The sequence below is a fragment of the Natrinema sp. CRL1 genome, assembly GCF_059162405.1.
On record NZ_JBLVOY010000004.1, the window covers coordinates 426299 to 447139 of the forward strand.

Here is a 20841-nt window from a genome sequence, read left to right on the forward strand (position 1 = left end):
GTCCCCGTTCGTACCCTGGGATCTACCCAGAATGGACACTGATCCCTCGGTCGATCGTCTCGAGGACGCGGGCCGTCCCGAGCCGCAGTCGACGCCCGCTCACGTCGAGGACCTCTTCGACAGGCTCACGGACTTCGCGGCCGACACGGAATCGAGCGACGCTCACGCGGAGATTCGCGAACTCGAGGGGCTCTTGTCGGCGGCCCACGAGCGAGGCTTGATCGATTCGCGGATCCGCGGGCTCCGGGTCAGCGACGCGATCGAAGCGTTCGTCGGGAGCGTGATCTTCACGTCCCCGCTGCTCGTCGAGGACGGGGTCTTCGACATCGCCGATTATCTCTTCGGCGTGACGGTCCATTCGATTCCGATCTTCCTGATCGCGAACACGCTATTTGTCGTGACGATGACCTACGCGCTCGTCGAGTGGACGGGCCGGGACAAAACGGAGACGCAACTCCTCTTCGGGCGTATCCCGACGCGGGTGATCATGATCCTCGTCGTCTCCTTTCTCACCGCGGCCGTCCTGATGACCGTCTGGGGCCGGGTCGGGAACTGGCAGCCGCCGACCGAAGCCCTCGCCCGCATCAACGTGCTCTGGACCGTCGGCTCGCTCGGTGCCGCGCTCGGTGATATCCTCTCGGTCCAAGAGTCCGCGCCGGCGGCCACGGTCGGTCCGACCAGTTCGGGAGCCGTCGCAGACGACGCCCGCGATGGGAAGCAGTCCGCTTCGACCACGACCCCGATCGCAAACTCGAGCCATCGGCTGACCGATGTCGAACTCGTCGACGCGATCCTCGAGCAGTTCGATAGCCTCGAGTCCCGCGCCGACGATCACGAGGATCGCCGCGAAATGCGGCGTCTCAGGGAGCGAACGAGACACGCGACCCTCGACGACGCGTTCGGCGACCGAATCCGGAAGTACACCAGCCGCGATATCGCGGAGGCGTTCGTCGGGAGCATCTTCTTCGCCGTGCCGTTTCTGGTCGAGGACGGCGTCTTCGACGTCGCCGAGTACTTCCTCTCCTTTCGGGTCGGCGGGTTCCCCGTCTTCTTCCTCGTGAACACCGGGTTCGTCCTGCTGATGGTGACGATGCTCGTCTACTGGGCGGGACCACAGGACGTCCAGATGTCGCGCCCGATATTCGGGTTCGTTCCGCGCCGCATGGTCGGGATCTCGCTCGTCTCGTTTCTGACCGCCGCGGCGCTGATGACGATGTGGGGCCGGGTCGGCAACTGGCACGACCCCGTCGTCGCGATCGCCCGCATTAGCGTCGTCTGGACCGTCGCCTCCTTCGGCGCGGCACTCGGTGACATTCTGCCCGGCGAGAGCTCCGGCGACGATATCAACGACGACCTCGCCGAGTTCGGCGGCCGACTCGAGGACATCGTCGAGTGAGCTGTAGCACGGTCCGCCCCCGATTCATCAGCCGGCGCTTGCGCGTTCTCATACGGTTTACTGTACGTCATTTTCGGCGCAACCGCGGCCCGGGCGGCGCTTGCGCCGGTCAATCGGTACAGCAATCCGTATCAGGCCTGATCGACCGTTTCGCGGTAGTCCTCGACGGAGTCGATCGCCGATTCGACTTTGTCTTTAGTGTTGCCGTCCGCCCGCTCGCGGACCTGCCGGAGCGTGTTGAGCCGCTCGTCGAGGATCGCGTGATCGGGCGTCGTCTCGCCCGTCACGTAGTCGGCGAACGCATCGGTGGTCTCGCGAATGTCCTCGCGGACGTCGTCGCTGTGGGCCGATTTCGCTGCCTCCTCGAGATCGTCGCGGGCCTGCTGGAGTTGCTCGGTCATGGGCGGATCGACGGGGACTCGAGTCATAACAGTTGGGCGAGCAATCGCCACGTCCGCCCTATGGGCGTGCAGCGAGGCCTTCCGGCGGGTCGAGACGCGGCGGTCGTCCCGATACCGGTGCTGTAGCGGCTGTAGGCCGTCGATACGATCGCTCGCTCGCGGAATATGGCGTCCCTTCCGACGGCAGGGGAGGGGTACGGAAGCCCTCCTCGCGGAAACGTCGGGACTATTCGGGATACTAACTGACGGGTTTTTTCCGAGTTAGTCCTCTGGTTCGGTCGCATCATGCCAGTATCACGACGAACGGCCCTGAAAACGATGGGCATTGCAGGCGGACTGACCGCGGCGAGTGGCACCGCGTTCGCTGTCGGCGAGTACGAAGACGACGAGCGGTCGGCTCACGACGAGACGGCCGGCGGCGAATCGGGAGACATGGGGGGCACAGCAGTTCGAGTGGCCCACTTCTCGCCGGACGCACCGAACGTCGACGTCTACGTGGCCGGTAACCGTGTCCTCGCGGACGTCGCTTACGGCGATGTCTCGCCGTATCTCGAGATCGAGCCGGGTACCTACACGGTGACGATCACGGCCGCGGGCGATCCGGAGACGGTCGCGTTTGAGGGCGACGTAACCTTCGGGGCGGCGTTTTACACCGTCGCCGCGATCGGCGAACTCGAGGCCGATACGTTCCAGCCGGCGGTCTTGGTCGACGCCGGCTCGGCGCTCGTTCGGCTCGTTCACGCGTCGCCGGACGCGCCGGCGGTCGACGTCTACGCCGACGGTGAGCCGGTCTTCGAGGACGTGGCGTTTACCGACGCGACCGACTACGTCGCGGTGCCGGCCGGCGCACGCACCGTCTCGGTCCGGCCGGCTGGCGGCGATGCGGCCGTGGCCTCCTTCGACGTGACCCTCGACCGTGGGATGGCCTACACCGCGTACGCGACCGGCTACCTCGAGCCGATGGGCGAGACAGAGCCCGCGTTCAGCGTCGAACTAACCGTCGACGGGCCGATGGCCGACGCCGATTCGGCCGCGGACGACGAGATGACCGATACCCACCACGAGTAGCGAGGCAAGCTGACGGTCCGCCGGCTACCCGGTCGCGGCCGGCCGGACGGCCGGACCGACGGCTCGAGACGGGGACCGACGGATCGCGCCGCTCTCTCATCGGGATTCGGCGGGGCATGCGAGCGCGTAAAGTGGCTCGAGCCCCTGATTCCGATAATGAGCGACGCACAAGGACCCCTCCAACCGGACCGTCCGAACGTCGACCACCCGTTCTCTGTCGACGCTCCTTTCGAGCCCGCGGGTGACCAGCCCGAAGCGATCGAGCAGTTAGTCGACGGGTTTCGGTCCGGAATGGACAGACAGACCCTGCTCGGGGTGACCGGCTCGGGCAAGACCAACACCGTCTCGTGGACCGTCGAGGAGATCCAGAAACCGACGCTAGTCATCGCCCACAACAAGACGCTGGCGGCCCAGCTCTACGAGGAGTTCCGAAATCTGTTTCCGGACAACGCCGTCGAATATTTCGTCTCCTACTACGACTACTACCAGCCCGAGGCCTACGTCGAGCAGAGCGACACCTACATCGACAAGGACGCCTCGATCAACGACGAGATCGACCGCCTGCGCCACTCCGCCACGCGGTCGCTGCTGACCCGCGAGGACGTCATCGTCGTCGCCTCGGTCTCCGCGATCTACGGCCTCGGCGACCCGCGCAACTACATCGATATGTCCCTGCGCCTCGAGGTCGGCGAGGAAATCGGCCGCGACGAGTTACTCGCCCAACTGGTCGACCTGAACTACGAGCGCAACGACGTTGATTTCACGCAGGGCACGTTTCGGGTGCGGGGCGACACCATCGAAATCTACCCGATGTACGGCCGCTACGCCGTTCGGGTCGAACTCTGGGGCGACGAGATCGATCGCATGGTCAAGGTCGACCCGCTCGAGGGCAAGACACAGGGCGACCAGCAGGCGGTGTTGATCCACCCCGCGGAGCACTACTCGATTCCGGAGACGAAACTCGAGCAGGCGATGGACGAGATCCGCGACGATCTGGATTCCCGGATCTCCTACTTCGAGCGGAAAGGCGACATGATCGCCGCCCAGCGCATCGAGGAGCGGACCACCTTCGACCTCGAGATGATGCAGGAAACGGGCTACTGTTCGGGGATCGAGAACTACTCGCTGTACCTCTCGGATCGGGAGTCGGGCGAGGCTCCCTACACCCTCATGGACTACTTCCCCGATGACTTCCTGACCGTAGTCGACGAGTCCCACGTGACCCTGCCCCAGATCCGGGGCCAGTACGCCGGCGACAAGTCCCGAAAGGACTCGCTGGTCGAGAACGGCTTTCGGCTGCCAACTGCCTACGACAACCGGCCGCTCACCTTCGAGGAGTTCGAGGAAAAGACCGACCAGACGCTGTACGTCAGCGCGACGCCGAGCGACTACGAGCGCGAGGAAAGCGAGCAGATCGTCGAGCAGATCGTTCGACCGACCCACCTCGTCGACCCGAAGATCGAAGTCTCCGACGCGACGGGACAGGTCGACGACCTGATGGACCGCATCGACGAGCGCATCGACCGCGACGAGCGCACCCTCGTCACGACCCTCACCAAGCGGATGGCGGAGGACCTGACCGAGTACCTCGAGGAAGCCGGCGTCGACGTGGCCTACATGCACGACGAAACGGACACCTTGGAGCGCCACGAGATCATCCGCTCACTGCGATTGGGCGAGATCGACGTGCTCGTCGGAATCAACCTCCTGCGGGAGGGGCTGGACATCCCCGAGGTCTCGCTGGTCGCGATTCTCGACGCCGATCAGGAGGGGTTCCTCCGCTCGGAGACGACGCTCGTCCAGACCATGGGCCGAGCGGCCCGGAACGTCAACGGCGAGGTCGTCCTCTACGCCGACGAGCCCTCGAGCGCCATGGAGTCCGCGATCGAGGAGACCCAGCGCCGCCGCGAGATCCAGCAGGCGTTCAACGAGGACCACGGCCACGAACCGACCACGATCGAGAAGGAAGTCGGCGAGACCAACCTGCCCGGCAGCAAGACCGACACCACCGAGGTTTCGGGGCGGGAACTCGAGGACGAGGACGACGCCGCCCGCTACATCGACGAACTCGAGGGGCGGATGGAGGAAGCCGCGGGCAACCTCGAGTTCGAGCTGGCGGCCGATATTCGTGACCGGATTCGTGAAGTTCGGGAAGAGTTCGAACTCGAGGGTAGCGACGAGGGGATTGCACCGCCGAGCGAGGAGTTCTGAACTGGTCTCTTTCTGACCTCGGTCCACGAAGTCCGCTTTTACAGTCGTTATACTGATTATGACTGCCTCAAATGGCCGTAAATATCGATTGAAAATTCCGTTCTAACAGGTATAAACACTGTATTCACCATTTCCGATGGTTCCGGGGTGGGGTCGGACCAATCATATTATAACTAATAGGAGGTAAATTCATTACTGTATATTCTAGTCCTGGAAAATATTCTTTAGAGGTGATTATAATATCTACTTATGGCTATTAGTAAACGGAAATGGAGCACAGTGTTGCTAACTATAGTTATAGTTTTATCAACAGCTACGATGCCTGCTGTTGTAGCGGGATCCAATTTCGATATCGGAGACCGCACAAATCCGAATGAAGAACACGATCTCGACTCTTTTAGCGAGAGAAATCCTTCTATTCTGGATACGCACCAACCAAGTCTGACCAGAACGATACAGGACACGCAGTCAGATGTGATAGTTTCGCTCACTCAAGCGAATGCCCGTCCAGAAAACGTATCAATAACGCCATATACTGGTGATAATGGTAATAAACTCCCGAATGTAGGACCAACTGTTTATATCGCCTCTGATAGAACTGACAAAACAGACGGGCCTAAACAGGCGACTGTTTCGATACCACTGACTGAGTCGGTCTCGTCCGATGATACAGAGTCGCTGGCAATTTACCATTGGACTGGAACCGGCGTCGGTGGCTGGAAACCCGTGCCGACTGACTTCGACACCGAAAGACAACGAGCGAATGCAACAGTCTCCTCACTCGGCTACTTCACGGTTCTTAACCGGACCGCATGGAACAATTCGACGCGGATCCAGCGACCCGAACCGCTCGAAGCTGAGGCAACAAACGCGGTCTACATCGGTGACACAAACGGATCGGTCAGCAAGGTCGATGCCGATTCAGGAACGACGGTTTGGCAGAAACAGTTCTCCGAACCCGGTGACACGATCGTCGCATCGGGTCCAAACGGGGCTATTTATGGGTCAGTCGAAGAACACGGCACTGTTTCTCAACTCGACTGGTTCAACGGATCGACGACGACACAGATTCCCTTCGATCCCGGTGTTTTCGAACTCTCGACGACCCGAGAAAACACAGTGATCGGTGCAGCGAACGTTTCGAGGGGCGGTAACGTCACGGCGATCGATACGGAATATGGATACCGCCCGTGGACGATGACCTTTTTCAGCGAGCAAGGGTCAGAGTACCGCCTCGACGATATTACGCACGGAACTGACGGCTCGGTGTATGCCGGTCTCTATTTTGAAGGACGCGAGTCCGGAACGCGCCTCGTACGTATCAACAACGGAACTAATTCAGTCGACACCGCGTGGGGGACCGATATTGCCCCCAATTACATTACCCATCTGAAACAGGGTTCCAACGGTACCGTGTTCGTCGCTACGTCGACCGGTATACGCGGCGTCAATCCGACTGATGGGAGCGGACTGTGGTCCACATCGATACCCGGCGGAGCGTCTGAACTTGCAGTCACTGGCGATGGTCGGTTATACGTGATTAAGCAGGGTGATGACGTGACAGCGCCGACGCTTCTCACAGTAGAATCCTCGAACGGAACGATCGTCCGTTCGACGGCTCTCCCAGTTGACGATGAATCTGTCGCCGTGGGCCTTGAGGCAGCTATCGATGGGAGTATTTATATTGGGGCGAATGGGGATGAAAACAGAATCATTCGTGGAGATGAGTCGTCCATCGAAACCACCGGTGCCAGAGTCGTGGCCGCCGATCAGGACGGCGGCGATACGGCAAACGCTAATTTCAAAACCACCAGTTCCAGCACAGATAGCACTACGGATAGAGTTACTGACGAGACTGAGTCTTCTAACCTTCTCAGAGATGGGGCAATAACCAAATCTGATCACTTAGGATTTCTCAGGACAGGAATGTCGGGTGATAGATGGATGAATTCGGCGATGTCAACTGCTGAATCCAGGCTATTCTCGATTTCTACCCAGGATGACACTATCACCACTGATGATGACCTTACGTTGACGTTCCGCGCTAATCCGAGTCGTACGGCCACACTTCGACTCGAGACGACGGCAGGACAAACGGTCTATAGTACGGAGGTTGAGGCGACTGACGCTTCGAAACAATTCCAACTGTCGATTCCCCAAGCCGGTGAATACGTTGCAGTCCTCGAATCGACATCCGATTCGACGACAGATTCAACCGAACCGTTCACGGTCACCCAGTCGGACGGTGACAGTGACCCGTCCGAAATATCAATAGAGGCATCTAGCACTGATCTCACTACTGACGACGACGTATCACTCACCTTCCGTGCGGATCAGCAGGTAAACGCGACACTCACGCTCGAAACGACCGATGGACAAGAAGTATACAGTACAGCGGTCGAAGCGACTGCTACTGAAAAGACGTTACTGCTGTCGCTTCCCCAGACAGGTGAGTACCTCGCTACTATCGAGTCGGAGTCGGGCGGACTAACGGACACGACGGAGCCAGTTACAGTCGCCAGTCCTGATGATAACAGCGGTATGCCACTCTCGATCCACGCCCTCGATACTAATATTACTACCGCTGAGAATTTAGTTGTCGAGTACCGCGCCGACGAAACGCGGAACGCGACGCTTACTGTGGAGTCAACCGGTGGACAGACGCTACTCGAAACGCCCGTGACGGCACACCAGCAATCTCAGCAGCTATCTGTTCCTGAGTTATCCGCTGGGGAGTACGTAGTGAAAATTGCTTCCGGGAGTGATCTCGAGGACTCCACGGATACCGTGGTCGTCGAGGAATCCGGGAGTGATGATAACGGATCGGTGTCGGATCCCGAGTTCGCAGTAACGGCTCGGCCGAACGAGTTCACGACGGACGAACCGCTGGCAGTCCAGATAGATCCGGATCAATCACGGAACGTCACGCTTACCGTCGATTCCACGGCTGGACAGACCATCTATGAAACGTCGCTCTCATTGTCGGATGGACCGACGACGTTCAGACTGAACGACGTACCTGCAGGCGAGTATACCGTCACTGTTGACGCTGTGGACAGTGATATTCGGGCAACTACCGGATCGACCACTGTTGAATCGCTTCAGGCTGGAATCAAACTTTCCGAGCCGGTAGCGGGTGAACCGATATCTTTCACACCCTTCGTAAACGAAGTCGGCCAGAACGACACGATCGTCGAAGCTGACTGGAACTTCGGTGATGGGACAACGACATCCTCGACGGGGCAGGTCGAACACGTCTACGAAGAACCCGGCGAGTACACGATCGAACTGACTCTCGTCGACGAATTCGGTAACGGGACGGTTCGGACGGCAACAGGTACTATTCTCGTTCGCAACGAGACCGATAACGCGGCCGGAACTGGTACGGTTACTGCACTTTCCCCGAACGGTTCGGTCGACTGGCAACAACCGACCGAGACGGATGTAACCGACATCACCGCTCAATCGGGGATCAGCCCCGACAGAACGCTCCACGGCGTCACAACGCCAGTATGGTCGGTGTCGGTCCCGGAGAGTAATTCCACGTACATCGAGGCGGCCATCCGATCGAATAGTACCGACGAGAACACGACCCTGGTCGCTCGCGCGTCGAACGGAAGTACGCGTACAACATCGACCGACCGAGACATGTGGACGACGGTACGAGTACCGGTGACTGAGTTTGCCGGCGACGAGATCACCGTTACCGGGCGGAGCACTGGAGATGCATCCGCCGAAATCCGTGACGTCCGCGTACTCACGGACGACGACGGAGACGGATTGCCCGACTACCTCGAGGAACAACAGTTCAAGCTGCCGTTTGCGGCGGCCGCTTCCGTCTCTCTCGACCCTGAAACTGTCGATACAGACGGTGATGGTCTGACGGACGGCCGTGAAATCCGTTTCTTCCCGGCCAACGGTTCGGCCCTGGACGACCAGATGCGACCCTCACTCGCGGCTGGGAATCCCGGCGTTTCGGATACGGACGGTGATGGGCTCAACGACAGCATCGAAGCGCAGTACGGTTTCTTGAATCCGTTCGTAACTGACTCGAGTGGAAACGGTGTCTCTGACCCCGCTGCGGACCGTGACGGCGATGGCCTCTCGAACGAAGAGGAAATCTCTCTCGGAACTAACCCGAGATACTCCGATAGCGATGGTGACGGTCTTACTGATCTCGAAGAAGTCCACGAATACGATACCGACCCGCGTTCGGCGGATACGGACGATGATGGCCTCCTAGACAGTGAGGAGTTCGACCTCGAGACCGATCCGCTCGATCCGGACACGAACGCGAACGGAGTCGTCGACGGGAACGAGACCTACACGACGAGTACCAGCAACGAGTCCGTCGGCGTCGAACTCAATCTATCTGGTCAGGGGAACATCGCGGCCGGCACGACGATCGAAGCGGAACAGAATGATATGATTACTGACGAACGAGTTACCAACGTCAGTGTCTCCGAGATCGTCCATTTGGAATCGGAACGAGAGTTCGAAACGGCCGAAGTGGCGATCGAGTACGACGAAACGGCAGTGGGGGAGAACGAGTCTCTCGTGATGGTCACCTACAACGAGTCAGCGCAGATGTACACGCCGCTGAACTCGACGGTGGACAAACAAAACGGTACTGTGAAGGCTGAGACCCCTCACTTCTCTACGTTTGCCGTATTCAACACCGAAGACTGGTCGTCGGATTGGGGAGCAAAACCACCCGAAGCGTACGGTTCTGAATCGGAGCCGACCGAAGTCATGTTCGTCATCGACGAGAGCGGCAGCATGAGTGAGACACAGATCAACTACACAAAAGACGCTGTAACCCGATTCACAGCCGCTCTCGATGACGACGAACGGGCCGGTGTCGCCAGTTTCGACAGTTCATCGAGGCTGATCCAACCGCTCACCACCGATCAGCAACGATTGAACGAGAGCCTCGAAACCCTCACTGCTGGCGGTGGGACGAATACGGCTGCTGGAATGCGTGAAGGACTCGACGAACTCGAGCGAAACGCCTCGGACAACCGATCTGTAGAGTTGATTTTGCTCTCGGACGGACAGACGAACGAAGGCGATGACCCGGTGGTTGTGGCAGAAAACGCCACTGCACAGGGCGTCGAAATCAATACTGTCGGACTAGGAAACGGCATCGACGAAGACGAACTCCGAACGATCGCCAACACCACCGACGGTGGGTTCTTCCACGTGGAAGAGGCTGCTGATCTTCCGGACACGTTCGAGCGGATCGCGACTGCACCAAAGGATAGTGATAACGACGGGTTACCAGACGGCTTAGAAAAAGACGGTATCCATACTAGTCTCTACTCTAGTGACACTATCACGACTGATCCCTTTGATCCGGATACCGACGGTGACGGACTCATGGACGGTGAGGAGATCGGTGAATACACCGAGATAAATGGCCCAGGTCGTGGATATGGACATGCGACCAACGTCTCCTACTATAAAATGAAGTCGGATCCGACCGATGCCGATTCCGACGATGATCTAGTACGTGATTACGCCGAACGCCGCGTGTGGGACTCGGACCCGCAGGAGAAAGACACCGATGATGACGGGTTGGCTGATTATCTCGATCCGAACCCGACAACCGATGACGTTCCCCCAGTTATAGCAGGCCGCTCAGACGACTGGCAGGACTATCAAGTGATCGAGGTGAAGAACGACGACGAACTCGCATCGATTGAGGCGCGCGCTCATTACGATCCCGCTAGTCCGTTCGACGATCCGACCTGGGAGTCTGATGGAGCGAAAGCTTGGATACTCGAGGACAACCTCCGCGAGAAACTCACCGATACCCAATACGATATATTCACATCACATTATCCGATCCAAAGCGACGACGACGCGATCGTAGAGGCCCGTGGGTACGGCCTGGCCAATGAACAGCCCGACAAGATCGAGATAACTGTCAGCGATCAGGCCGGTGCGGAGGCAGAATACGTGATCGACGTTTCGGGGAACGAACCCCAAATCATAGAGGCGTCGGCCGCCGTAGGTGCTGGGTTGGTCGTTACCCCGGAACCCGTTTCGAGCGGTACCGGTGCGGTCGTGATCACTACAGCCCTCGGCGGCGCAGCAGTCTACGGAATTGCCCAAGAGACAGTTCTCAATGACGGTAGCAAGGTGACTACAGAGACGTTCAGCTCGAGCGTTAGCATCGGTGCCGAGACTGAGAATGCGTGGGAGACGCCGGATGGCCTCGAGATTACGCTACCCAGTGGGGCCGTCTACGAACACGAGATCCACGACGGGCACGAGCGCAAGTACGGGTGGGAGCAGATCAAAGAACTCCCGGCAATCAATCAACACGAGGATATCGGTGACATCGTTCGTGCACCGAACGCAATCGAGGAAGACGGTCGCTACGATCTGATTATCGGTGATAATCCAGGTGGAGACGGGCAGATTATTCTGCGCGTGGCCGAGGGGCTGATCGTTTCGGCAGGTCAGTTAATTGAGGACCCAACTGGTCACAAAGTCGAAACCGACCGCAATGATGATCATATATACGATCAAGAGGGTCATCCAACATATGATGAGGTTGAACAAGCTATCAGGAACCCAACTCAGATATGGGAAAATAACGTTCCTCATGGAGTAGAAAGACACTTTATTGCCCAGATAGGAGATAAATGGGTGATCGTACGTACGTACTGGGATGGAGCGAAATGGACATTCAGTACTGGTGTATACATGGAAAGTATATCTGATGTGAAGGAATATATTCAGGATAGGGACCTGACAGAACGAGTATATGGTGAAAGGTTATAATTTCTAATAACAGTATCCATGACTGAACAAGACTACTCTGAGACTGCTCGTCACCTGCGACGTGACGGAAAACTCGAAACTGCAGCTAGTTACTACACATCAGCTGCTCACGGGTATCTGATGAAGTTCAAAAATGTCGACTCTGAAGACCATGGTGAAATATCTCCGTATAAATTCGGTCATTTTGCAATATATATGTTACTCGGTTCCCTCTGTTATCGGATCACCGGCGAGCGACATCGCTGCCGGACCAATTGCGAAATTGGTATTCTTGTCACCAAGGATATTAGGGAACACGAACAGGCATTTCAAAAACCAACGCACGAGCCACGGACAGGGCTTTGCTACGAACTTATCGGAGACTTTCAGTTGGTTGGTGAGATCGGATCATACGAGAATGCCTACGATCGAGCGGAGCAGTACTACGAAACAGTTGACAACCCACATCAGTGGTCAGTTGAACCCGAGTTCGAAATCCAGATGATCGTGTTTCTCGAACTTGTGGACAGCATTGACTACAGGATATCAGATTCGGAAAAAAGAGATCTACGCTATCAGTCACTCGTCGACAGAATCCAATACAAACGCGATCACTTCGAAGCGATTCTCGACCAGGTAATCGAGGCAGGGAATTGGAATTCGGACCGGTTTTGACTGCCTATAGAAAATTAATCAATCTGGATCACCGCAGAATAGTATTTCAGTCTTCGACCATTCTCAAGGGGTCAATCCCATGATCGAGTTTACATTAGAAAATGAATATGGTGGCTGGAAAATGACCGGTCTCCCCGATAGTCTGCAATTCGTCGTGCAGATATCGACAACATCCGTCACGCTCAATGCGTCGCTTGAGGAACTGCTGCGAGCGTATGGATATCTATATCACGAAAAAGATGGAGTTGCCCCTGTGTACACGTCCACGTTGGAATTCACCTTCAATGACGATACCTGTTGCCTTAGCTTCAACGCGCACAGTACGCAAGTAGGTACATGCGAATTGAGAAACTCTTTCGAAGATTTACTCTCAGATATATTTCAGTCGAAGAATGATAAAGATCCTGCAAGGCGCGACGATCAATTAGAACACGTCTCTACAAAACTTCGAAAGTATGGTATGGAATATGATATTTTCACGCTACATGAGTCACTAGTCGATGGTTGATCTCATATAGGAGCGAACTGATTATATAATGTCGATTGAGAGTTACAGGACGTACAGAGAACAAGCAAATGACCGTCGAGCGAATGGAGCGTTCGCCCAGGCCGGACACTTTTATATGCTGCTGCTCACGAGGCCCTCCGGCACGCAAATTATGCGAGCGAGTCGCTAGATCACGGACAGGTAAATACTGCACGCGGACTGCGATCGATGCTTGCTGCGGTACTATGTTATCGGCTTGCAGAGACGATCAAACGGTGCCGTATGCGGTGTTCGCAGGGTATCCTCCTTGCAGAAGAAATTCGCGACTACACTGCGGCGTACGAACCTCAGCAGGGGGTCATGTGGGAATATATTGGTGATTTCCGAGTGATTGCAGATCGTCAGGACTGGATGGATGCGTATGATATGGCAGCCAGCTATTACGAAGACTGCGACAACGTGATCGGCTGGATCGCTGGCGATACATTCCGAACTCAAAACCGGTGTGAACTGGGGATACTACTGGCAGAAGATTATATTGAGGACATTGAAAATATGGACACAGACGGGAATTCGTTTGCTGAGTTTCGTCGTGGCGCTTGGTCTGAATATATCGGTGATTTGCGGACGATCGCTCAACGTGACGATGCCGAAAACGCATACGATGACGCGGTTTCGATCTACAGGTCGGCAGGTGACGAAAAATTCACCTTCGGTGAAAAAGAACACATGCGGCTGGCAGCGTTCTTCAGAGCCATCAGACAGGGATTAGGCCACGACATTCCACAGGATGCTCCCGAACAGCAACCCTGGGACGGACCCCTATTCTCAGAATGGGTCGAATACAAGCGCGAGCGACTTCCCGGCTATTTAGAGCAGTTGGAATCTCGCGGTGAATGGCTGATCAAATAGAAAGCCTGAGAGGAGGAACGGAAGCGAAGCGATTAACGGTAGTACCGTCTGTGAGATACGCTCGTTCTCTGATCAATAGTCTCCTTCTGGTCGGTCAGAGCACGCCAAATCCGTACTCCGCCATGCCGAAGACCGGCCCCCACAGGAAGTGGAGCGCGACGCCGACGACGACGGCGGGCAGGAAGTTGTAGATCGTGGCGACGATGGCGGCTTTGGCGTCGACGGCCAGCAGCGGAAACAGCGCGTCGCCGTCCTGAGCGATTGCGTTGGCGGAGAGCGCGGAGAAGGGGAGCCCGCCCTCGGCGTAGACGCTCGCGAGCAGGATCTGGGGACCACAGCCGGGGATCAGCCCGACGACCGCGCCGCCGATCGGTGCCAGCACGCCAGCCGCCGCGGCGAGGGTCGCGATGTTCACCCCGGTTAGGAGAACGCCGTACTCGTAGATGAGGAAGGCCGCGAGCACCCAGACGGTGACGAAACTCGTCTCCATCGCCGCGTGCGTGAGCGTGTCGTAGACGGAGCCAAAGGAGTCTCGAGCGCGGGCGATCTCCCCCTCGCCGACGTAGTGGCGGCCGACCGCGTAGAGGTACAGCGAGAGTACTGCGCCGACGATGCCGGTGATCGTGAACAGCCCGTCGAAGCCGAGATCGGCGACGAGCGCGACTTCGGGGCCGCCGCGGAACAGGTAGAGCGTTCCGAGAACCAGTCCCGCGATGGCGGTCACCCACCACGCGACGTGTGCGCCGTGTGAGAGGGGAGTGAGCACTCGAGAGTGGCGATCCGGGCCCGTCTCGTGGGCGTGGGTGGGGGCCGGGCCGCCGTAGTCGTGGGTGGGATTGGGTCCGACGCCGCTGTTGACGACGGTGCCGCCGTCCGGCGTCGCGGCGGGCGAGAGCTGTGCGACGGCGGCGTCGACTCGGGAGACGCCCAGCCCGACCGAGTCGACGAGGTAGCCGGTCGCGACCGAGGCGACGAAGGCGATAGCGTAGGCGTACAGCGCCGCTTCGGGCGCGAGCGCGAGGATGACGAAGGCCGAGTCGCCCGCGGTCGCACCGAGTGTCGCGACGACGGTGCCGAAGCTGACCGTCCCGCGCAGGTACAGCGGCATGACGACGATCGCGCCGCCACAGCCGGGCGTGAGCCCGAGTAGGCCGCCGAACAGCACTTGTAGTCGTTCATTGTCCTCGATCGCACTGATGACGGCCCCGTCGGTCCAGTACTGGAGTAGCCCGAACGCGAGCACCGTCACGGCGACGAACGCGCTCACCTGTACGTAACCGTCTCGCAGCGACTCGAGGAGAACCGTTAGAAGCTCGTTCATAGCCGCTCACTCGCAGGATGCGAGTTCGTGGCCCGAAGATTAGACATCTCTAAAAAGAGATTTAGCACCATGGAATAAATAGTTGCTGGTGGCGGCGGTCTTTCGGGGGAACCGTCGATGGGGCGCTTACACGGCGTCAGCCGTGTGCTTGCGGCGAGCGAGACGGATGGAGTGGCTCGCCAACGGGCTGGAACGGGAGAAAATGCACGACGGCAAGTGTCCGGTCGCTATTCGTGATCGTCCCGGAGGTGTTCGATCGCGTGGAGTTCGACGACTGGGAACACCTTGGCGACGGTGAGGAAGAAGAGCCCGACCATTCCGATTGTCCCGGTGATAGAGGCGAGTTCGATCAGGCTCGGGATATAGACCCCGGGGGTCGCAGCGTAGATGTCGAACGTCGGGTGCAGGAAGCCCTCAACGACGAACAGGACCTTCTCGATGATCGTCGCGGTCAACACTGCGATACCGGAGATCGCGGCTCGTCGTTTGGTGAACAGTTCCGGACGGATCGATTGGGCGAAGATGTAGGCGAGCACGACGAAGACCAGACTCATCGCGAAGATGTAGAGTGGGGTGGTGGCTCTGGCGAAAGCGGCCTTCGTGAGGTCGACGGGTGCCGTGAACAGCCCGGTGACGTTCTGCTGGAGCTGGAGCCACAGGAAGAGCAGACAGAAGAAGCCGAGCCACAGGAGCAATCCGCGGAAGATGTCGTCGGTAATGATGTGTTCCCAGCTGTAGGCCCGGCGGAACGCAAAGGAGAGGAGGATCACGCCGCTGATCGCCGAGGTCAGTGCGATGGTGAGAAACTGCGGCCCCTGGACGCCGCCGAACCACGTCGGCATCGTCGGAATCACGGCGAACAGCCACGGAATCACGCCGCCGTGGAGCAACAGCGGGGCCATGATGATGATCGCGAGCGCGAGCCACCACACCATTCGTTCGACCACCGCGTCTTCAGTCTCGGTGTAGCCGATCGTCATGAGGCTGTAGACCGGATCGAGTCGATCCGGAAGCTGATCGCGCAGCCGGCTGATGTCGTACCGCAGCGTCAGGCCGAGATAGGTTGCCGTCAGGACGAAGTAGGCCGTGATGACGGTCACGTCCCACACCAGCGGCGAGCCGTGGACCGTAATGTGGTAGTGGCCGACGACGCTCGTGACCATCCGATCCGGCCGGCCGAGGTGGACAATGATGTAGAAGCCGGCCGCGGAGAGCCCGGCGATCGTCAGCAACTCGGCGAGTCGAGCGATGGGCATGTAGCGGTCCATCCCCAGCAGGCGGACCGCGGCGGAGAGGATGATCCCGCCGTGGGCGATCCCGACCCACCAGATGAACGCGCCGATGTAGACCCCCCATGTCGCGCCGCCGCCGCTGCCCCAATCGCCGAGTCCAGTGACGGCCAGCCCCCGCTGTAATTGGAAGGCCCAGCCGATCAGGAAGGCGGCGAAGGCCAGCCCTGCGACCGCGACCAGTATGAAATACGTTCTCGATACCTGTCCGATCGGCCGCAAGATGTCGGCCTCGCTGGGCGTTTTCGTCCCCATCGTGCTACAGTGGAACTCACCGGGGCCTCACTTGCCACCCTGCGATGCATTTGCAAGGTCACGTCGAGCGGTCGGCCGACCGCCGACGCCGACTCGCACTCGAGGCTAAGCCGGCTTACAACTCGAGCGTGTAGACCACTTCCCGTCGGCGCTCGCCGCCGATCTCGACCTCGTCCTCGTCGGTCAGTTCGAACCCGTGTTCCTCGTAGAACTCTCGGCCGCCGTCGTTCGAGGCGAGGTCGATCGCGCGCATCCGCTCCATGTTGAAGTCCTGGAGGTCCTCGCGCAGGCGCTCGTATAGCGCCGTTCCGATTCCTTCTCCCTGATGGTCGGGGTGGACGGACATGCGGAGTACGTCTCCTTCCTCCTCGGAGACGACGCCGTGGGTGAAGCCGACGATCTCACCGTCCGTCTCCGCGGCTGCGCCGTCTTCTCGCGGGCGTTGCCCGCTCGAACGGTCCGCGGAACGTCGTTCCGCGCTACTCCGTTCCGAGGCGCGTTGGGCCTCGCTCTCCTCCGCGACGAGGAAAGCCGTCCCCGGTTTCGACAGCGCCGTCTCGAGCGCCTCGTCGCCGTACCACTCGTCGATGGTGTCGTCGATCGTCTCGGCGTCGAGTTCGTCGTAGGTCTCGTGCCACGTCTCGCGGGCGACGGCCCTGATCCGGTCGCGATCGTCGAGAATCGCCGGTCTGATATGCATACCATGCACTACGGCAGCGAATGACAAAGTGGTTACACCGTCTCAGTTAGGTGTCACTGCGGAACCGCGGGCCGAACCGGGAACCGGACTCGAGTCTCTCCCCTCGCTCGCTTCAGTTGCGATTGAGGAAGACGAAGACAGCGATTACGGCGGCTGCGACGCCGATAATCGTCGGGAGGAGCTGTCCGGAGCCCCACTCCCAGCCGAGGACCTGCGTGCCGACAATCGCGACGAGCGCGACGGCGAGGCCGATCGCCGTGACGAGCGGGGACGAGGTCCGTCCGAGCGAGCGCGCCATAGTAACACATAGCACGGCTTCCGCAATAATTCTGGGGCACGCCTGCTGGGACCGTTCAGTCCGGCAACCGCCGGGCGATAACCCCGAGCGACTCGCGTCCCTGTACCTCTCCCTCGAGGTCCGGTAGCGTCGCGACGTCGAGGTCCGGAAACGTCGTTCGGATCTCCGCTAGCCGCTCCTCGTGGCGGTCCCGCCGCGATCGACAGCGCGGACAGCCGTCGTGGGGGTCCTCGAGCACGCGGTTGACCACCAGTCGCTCGACCGACACGCCGCCCTCACGCAGTCGCTCAACGAGGCGTTCGGTCTCCGCGATGGCCATCGATTCCGGGACGAGCACGACGCGAAACTCGGTTCGCTCGGGATCGACGAGTAACTCTCGGGCGCGCTCGAGGCGGTCCCGAAACGCCACGAGGCTCTCGTCTTCGTCGTCGCTGTCGCCGGTCATCATCGACATCGGTCCGAGGACTGCCGTTCGGGCCGCGTTGCCGATCCGCTTTGCCTGCCCGCGAAGCGAGTGTGCCGTCTCGAGTGCCAGTCCCATCACCTCGGGCATCTCGAACAGCCGCAGGGTGTGGCCCGTCGGCGCGGTGTCGAAGATGACGGTGTCCCACTCGCCAGCATCGACGTACTCGACCAGCAGATCGAGCGCCGCGATCTCGTCGCTGCCGGCCGGCGCGCCCGTCGCGAAGAGCCGTTCGACCTCCGCGTCAGAGAGGCTGATCCCGGCGCTGCGGAGGTCCGCGGCCAGCGCCCGCGCCAGTTTCTCGTAGCGCTCTCGTTGGGTCTCGGGATCGATTTCGACGGCCCAGAGGCCGCCCGAACTCCTCGAGTCGCCCCCGTCGACCGCTTCGAGCGGGCCCGCCAGTTCGGTCGGCTTCGGGCCGATTTCGGCCTCGAACGAGTCCGCGAGCGAGTGGGCCGGGTCGGTGGAAACGACCAACGTCTCTCGCCCGGCGGCAGCCAGCGAGAGGCCGGTCGCCGCGGCACAGGTCGTCTTGCCGACGCCGCCCTTGCCGCCGTAGAAGATGCAGTCGGTCATAGGCCACGTCCCACGGCCATCACGGTAAACGAATGCCGCGCCGGAAAACGAGCCGCCGGTTTGTGATCGCCGGTGCCGATCAGATGTCGACGCGGTCGAACTGGTAGACCGCGATGGCAAGGGGCACCACGATCCAGAACAGCAGGATAATACCGGAGAACCAGTCCTGCAGGAAGAACGGGAGGCCGTTCGGGTACGCGGCCTCGTTGAACGTCGTCCCGATCGAGTCACTCGAGAGGGAGCTAAATAGCGTGATCGTGTTCTGGTAGGCGTTTCCGGGGTCGACCATGTTGATGAACTGCGCCCAGTCGGGCAATCGGGTTCGCTCGACTTGCTGTCCGGCGAAGTTCGTCGCCGTGTAGCTGACCCCGTCGATGTACCCGCGGTTCATCAGGAGCCCCAGCGCGCTCTGGATCGAGTTCCAGACGATGTAGAACAGGACGAAGACGCCGAACATCGCCGCGCCGGCTATCGTCGTCGACCGGGTCATCGACGAGAGCGAGACGGCGATGCTCATGTACGCGAGCCCGTAGACGATCGTCATCGCCAGGAAGGCGATGTACGCCGGGAAGGAGAACTCCGAGACGGCGACCGCGACGGCGACCATGCCGATGAGAAAGCCGATGATCAGCGACAGGGTAAGCACGGCCGTCCGACCCAGCAGCTTGCCGATGAGAACGTCTCGCCGCGAGTGGGGAAGCGACAGCAAGACCTTGATGCTGCCCGTTTCACGCTCGCCGGCGATGGCCTTCCAGCCGAGCATGAGCGCGATCAGCGGGATGACGAGCTTACACACCTGACTGACCAGCGAGATGAAACCGATCGTCGTGAGATTGTCCGGATTCGCCCACGAGAGGAAGCCGGCCAAGGCGGCCATGAGCGTGAAAAAGAACACGCTCAGGCCCCAGAACAGCCACGAACGGACCGCGTCCTGAAAGTCCTTCTTCGCGACCGCGCGCACGCTCTCGAGGTTGATCGAACTCGAAGCCGAGCCGCCCGTCGAATCGGACGCGGTACCGGTTTCGGTGCTCATCGTGCATGCACCTCCGTATCGGTGGTGTACGACTGGAAGACGTCGTCGAGCGACGCCTCGGTCGTCTCGAAGTCCCGGACCTCGATGCCGTGGTCCTCGAGCGTGGAGAGCACGGCGGTCTTCGAGCCCTCGACGCCGACGACGATCGTCGGCGGGTCTTGCCCCTCGACGGTGGCGTTGGTCACGTCGGGCAGCGAGCGGACTGCCTGCAGGGCGTCGTCGTCGATCCGGTCGACGGTGACCCGCAGCGTCGTACCGCCCTCGACGGAGTCGCGCAGCCCTTCGACGGAGTCGACGGCGACCATCTCGCCGTCCCGGAGGATGCCGACGCGGTCACAGACCGCCTCGACTTGCTCCATGATGTGACTCGAGAAGAAGACGGTCGCGCCCCGTTCGTTCTCCTCGCGGACGATTTCGCGCATCTCGCGGGCCCCGTTCGGGTCGAGACCGGTGGAGGGCTCGTCGAGGATGAGCAGGTCGGGCTCGCCGACCAGCGCCATCGCGAGCATGAGTCGCTGGGACATCCCCTTTGAGTAGCCGCCGGCTTTCTTGTCGATCGCGTCGACTAAGCCGACGCGCTCGAGCAGCGCTTCGGGCTCTGAGTCGGCGTTTTTCGACTCGATCGCGAACTGGAGGTGTTGGCGGGCGGTCAGCCGGTCGTAGGTCTTGACGCCCTCGGGGAGGACGCCGGTCCGTTGTCGGATATCCCGGCTGTACTGTTGGGCGTCCATGCCGAGGACGCTGACCTCGCCCGCGGTCGGACGGGCGAAATCGAGGATGATGTTGATCGTCGTCGACTTGCCAGCACCGTTGGGGCCGAGGAAGCCGAACACCTCGCCTTCCTCGACGCGGAAGGAGAGCTCCTCGAGCGCGAGGGTCTGACCGAACGACTTGGTCAGGTTGTCGACTGTAATAGCGGGCATGTACGTGTCGTCGTAGCGTTGCCCGATAAGGTTTTTGACATCAATACTGCAGCTGAAAGCAT

General features: G+C 59.8%; 15 protein-coding genes. 7 read left to right on the forward strand and 8 right to left on the reverse strand.

The features are described from left to right. The first annotated feature begins 31 nt into the window (after positions 1-31). Complete coding sequence (locus ACJYUO_RS16240; protein WP_494346385.1) at positions 32-1396, forward strand: hypothetical protein; 1365 nt, start codon at positions 32-34, stop codon at positions 1394-1396. A 131-nt stretch (positions 1397-1527) separates the two neighbouring features. Here ACJYUO_RS16240 and ACJYUO_RS16245 read toward each other — a convergent pair whose 3' ends face one another. After that, positions 1528-1797, reverse strand: a complete 270-nt coding sequence (locus ACJYUO_RS16245) for a DUF7553 family protein (protein ID WP_494346386.1) — start codon at positions 1795-1797, stop codon at positions 1528-1530. 285 nt (positions 1798-2082) lie between these two features. Here ACJYUO_RS16245 and ACJYUO_RS16250 point away from each other — a divergent pair, with 285 nt between their 5' ends. The 6 genes from ACJYUO_RS16250 to ACJYUO_RS16275 all read left to right on the forward strand — a co-directional run bounded on the left by ACJYUO_RS16250 (position 2083) and on the right by ACJYUO_RS16275 (position 13921). Continuing rightward, positions 2083-2865 carry a DUF4397 domain-containing protein gene (locus ACJYUO_RS16250; protein WP_494346387.1) on the forward strand — a complete coding sequence of 261 codons (783 nt, stop codon included), beginning with the start codon at positions 2083-2085 and terminating at the stop codon, positions 2863-2865. Between the two features lie 156 nt (positions 2866-3021). After that, the gene (uvrB, locus tag ACJYUO_RS16255) at positions 3022-5076 is read left to right on the forward strand and encodes an excinuclease ABC subunit UvrB (RefSeq protein WP_494346388.1); all 2055 of its coding nucleotides are present in this window, start codon (positions 3022-3024) and stop codon (positions 5074-5076) included. Positions 5077-5325: 249 nt separating this feature from the next. Next, complete coding sequence (locus ACJYUO_RS16260) at positions 5326-11868, forward strand: VWA domain-containing protein (RefSeq protein ID WP_494346389.1); 6543 nt, start codon at positions 5326-5328, stop codon at positions 11866-11868. 18 nt (positions 11869-11886) lie between these two features. Beyond that, on the forward strand, positions 11887-12522 hold the full coding sequence (locus tag ACJYUO_RS16265; RefSeq protein WP_494346390.1) for a hypothetical protein: 636 nt from the start codon (positions 11887-11889) through the stop codon (positions 12520-12522). Positions 12523-12601: 79 nt separating this feature from the next. Continuing rightward, complete coding sequence (locus ACJYUO_RS16270; protein ID WP_494346391.1) at positions 12602-13030, forward strand: hypothetical protein; 429 nt, start codon at positions 12602-12604, stop codon at positions 13028-13030. 261 nt (positions 13031-13291) lie between these two features. Continuing rightward, positions 13292-13921, forward strand: a complete 630-nt coding sequence (locus tag ACJYUO_RS16275; RefSeq protein WP_494346392.1) for a hypothetical protein — start codon at positions 13292-13294, stop codon at positions 13919-13921. Positions 13922-14015: 94 nt separating this feature from the next. On the opposite strand, the gene ACJYUO_RS16280 is transcribed toward ACJYUO_RS16275, so the two are convergent. From ACJYUO_RS16280 to ACJYUO_RS16310, 7 genes are all read right to left on the reverse strand, one after another. Next, on the reverse strand, positions 14016-15242 hold the full coding sequence (locus ACJYUO_RS16280; protein WP_494346393.1) for a putative manganese transporter: 1227 nt from the start codon (positions 15240-15242) through the stop codon (positions 14016-14018). A gap of 227 nt (positions 15243-15469) precedes the next feature. Further along, complete coding sequence (nrfD, locus tag ACJYUO_RS16285; protein WP_494346394.1) at positions 15470-16786, reverse strand: NrfD/PsrC family molybdoenzyme membrane anchor subunit; 1317 nt, start codon at positions 16784-16786, stop codon at positions 15470-15472. Between the two features lie 115 nt (positions 16787-16901). After that, positions 16902-17486 (reverse strand): GNAT family N-acetyltransferase, encoded by a 585-nt coding sequence (locus ACJYUO_RS16290; protein ID WP_494346395.1) that lies wholly within the window; start codon positions 17484-17486, stop codon positions 16902-16904. A 112-nt stretch (positions 17487-17598) separates the two neighbouring features. Then, positions 17599-17784, reverse strand: coding sequence for a multidrug transporter (locus tag ACJYUO_RS16295; RefSeq protein WP_494346396.1), 186 nt, complete (start codon positions 17782-17784; stop codon positions 17599-17601). 55 nt (positions 17785-17839) lie between these two features. Continuing rightward, a complete protein-coding gene (locus tag ACJYUO_RS16300; protein ID WP_494346397.1) occupies positions 17840-18823 on the reverse strand; it encodes an ArsA family ATPase in 984 nt (327 codons plus the stop codon). Positions 18824-18902: 79 nt separating this feature from the next. Then, positions 18903-19856, reverse strand: a complete 954-nt coding sequence (locus ACJYUO_RS16305) for an ABC transporter permease (RefSeq protein WP_494346398.1) — start codon at positions 19854-19856, stop codon at positions 18903-18905. After that, on the reverse strand, positions 19853-20779 hold the full coding sequence (locus ACJYUO_RS16310; protein WP_494346399.1) for an ABC transporter ATP-binding protein: 927 nt from the start codon (positions 20777-20779) through the stop codon (positions 19853-19855). The genes ACJYUO_RS16305 and ACJYUO_RS16310 overlap by 4 nt, the downstream gene beginning before the upstream one ends. Positions 20780-20841 lie beyond the last annotated feature (62 nt).